Annotated in this window: 1 protein-coding gene and 2 pseudogenes; 1 reads left to right on the top strand and 2 read right to left on the bottom strand. The window is 48.0% G+C overall.

Annotated elements, in window-relative coordinates; genetic code table 11:
- A pseudogene (locus tag AK963_RS36145) lies at positions 1–190 on the top strand (IS630 family transposase); the annotation flags it as partial.
- A gap of 181 nt (positions 191–371) precedes the next feature.
- Here AK963_RS36145 and AK963_RS28025 read toward each other — a convergent pair.
- A complete protein-coding gene (locus AK963_RS28025) occupies positions 372–1649 on the bottom strand; it encodes an O-acetylhomoserine aminocarboxypropyltransferase/cysteine synthase family protein (RefSeq protein ID WP_066018598.1) in 1278 nt (425 codons plus the stop codon).
- A 345-nt stretch (positions 1650–1994) separates the two neighbouring features.
- A pseudogene (locus tag AK963_RS32700) lies at positions 1995–2170 on the bottom strand (IS256 family transposase); the annotation flags it as partial.

The following is a 2170-nucleotide window of genomic DNA, read 5'->3' as shown; positions in this document are numbered from 1 at the left end:
ACCATTCGCACCGGAGTTAAACAGCTCAGAAAGGCTATGGGAGTGGATGCGGGAGCATGACTTATCAAACAAAGCATTTTCAGGTTATGAAAATATTGTAGATTGTTGCTGTGAAGCTTGGAATAACCTTTGCAGCGAAGCTGGTCGACTGTTCAGTCTGTGCTCCCGTGATTGGGCAGTTATACAGTAGTTAGAAAATTCAATTGGTATTATTTCCATCTGCGTCCGGCAAGTGATTACTACAATCATCAACCTATCCTCCATCATTGTTTTAATGATGGCTGAACGCTAGCACGCAGATAATGTATCAAGCAATTCGTACATAGCCTGAGCAGGGAAAGCCAGACAGGAGTCTGTCTGGCACAGGATCATTAAGCCATGCTGGCCTGCAGCGCCTGATCAATATCCGCAATAATATCGTCGATATGTTCAATACCGATGGAAAGGCGAACCATATCTTCAGAAACGCCAGCAGACTCCAGCTCCTGAGGGTTAAGCTGGCGGTGGGTAGTGGATGCCGGATGGCAGGCCAGAGACTTGGCATCGCCAATATTCACCAGCCGAAGAACCATCTGCAGGGCGTCAATAAAGCGGGCTCCCGCTTCTTTTCCACCTTTAATCCCAAAGCTTAATATTCCGGAAGCCTTACCAGCGGTGATCTTATCCGCCGTTGCACGATAAGGGCTATCATCCAGCCCCGCATAATTGACCCTGCTGACCTGAGGATGATTTTTTAGAAAAGCAGCGACCTTTTCTGCGTTTTCACAATGCCGTTCCATCCGTAATGCCAGTGTTTCCAGCCCCTGCATTAACTGGAATGCGCTCTGCGCCGCCAGAGCTCCACCCGTATTCCGCAATGGAACCACTCTGGCACGGCCGATAAAAGCCGCCTCTCCAAGTGCTTCGGTATAAACGACACCATGATAAGAAGGGTCAGGCTCATTGAGAATGGCAAAGCGCTCTTTGTTTCCAGCCCAGTCAAACTTGCCACTGTCGATAATCACACCCCCTAGCGTTGTACCATGGCCACCCACGTACTTGGTCAGGGAGTGCACCACAATATCGGCACCATGCTCGATTGGACGACACAGGATAGACGTTGCAACCGTATTATCCACCACCAGCGGTACACCGTGACGGTGCGCCAGTTCGGCCAGTTTCTGGATATCGACAATGTTACCGGCAGGGTTGCCAATGGACTCACAGAAAACAGCACGGGTGTTTTCATCAATCAGCGCTTCCAGTCCATCGTAGTCGTCATGGGAAGCAAAACGTACTTCAATGCCCTGGCGCGGGAACGTGTGGGCAAAGAGATTATAAGTCCCGCCATAGAGCTGGCTGGTAGAAACAATATTGCTGCCAGTATCCGCAATGGTCTGCAGAGCATAGGTGATGGCAATCATGCCGGAAGCAACCGTCAGCGCACCAATTCCACCTTCCAGGGCAGCCAGTCTCGCCTCCAGCACCGCATTGGTTGGGTTCATGATTCGCGAGTAAATATTGCCCGCAACCTTCAGATCAAACAAATCAGCACCGTGCTGGGTATCATCAAAGGTGTAAGATACCGTCTGATAGATGGGTGTTGTGGCAGCACGAGTTGTTGGATCCCCCTCATAGCCTGCATGCAGGGCAATGGTTTCCGGCTTCATGGCATTTCCTTGTAGAAATTTAATTGTTATTTATTATCCGTGCCACATCATACACCGAGTATTCGATTTCGTATAAACCTCATAGTCATCAGTCATAAGCTGAACCTGAGTCACCAGCCTCTGAATAACATTACTAATTTATCTTTTGAAATAAGCGGCAATAGACGAGTTGTTAAACGGGGAAGAGAAGGAAAGCAAATTTGATACTGATAAAATGGTGACGTTACGTAAACCTGAAACACCTAATCAATGCAATTACGGCATAAGTAGCTGATATGCATTGATCAGGAGTTACAAGTGCCTAACGAGCCTGTAAATAATTCTGTGTAAACGCCACCAAAACTATTACTCCTTGAACCGGTCAGGAAACATAATTTCAAACCGGTTCATGGCTGCTTTCCAGTTCCTGATCGGCATGGTCCATTTCTCGGAAGCTTTTTCCATGGCCAGATAGATTACCTTCATGACTGACTCATCAGTCCGAAAAATCTTCCGGTTCTTGATCGCCTTACGAATGACGC

The sequence above is a fragment of the Endozoicomonas atrinae genome (genome assembly GCF_001647025.1).
GTDB lineage: Bacteria > Pseudomonadota > Gammaproteobacteria > Pseudomonadales > Endozoicomonadaceae > Endozoicomonas > Endozoicomonas atrinae.
Note: the sequence above shows the minus strand (reverse complement) of the source record. Positions and strands in the feature narration are given on the sequence as shown.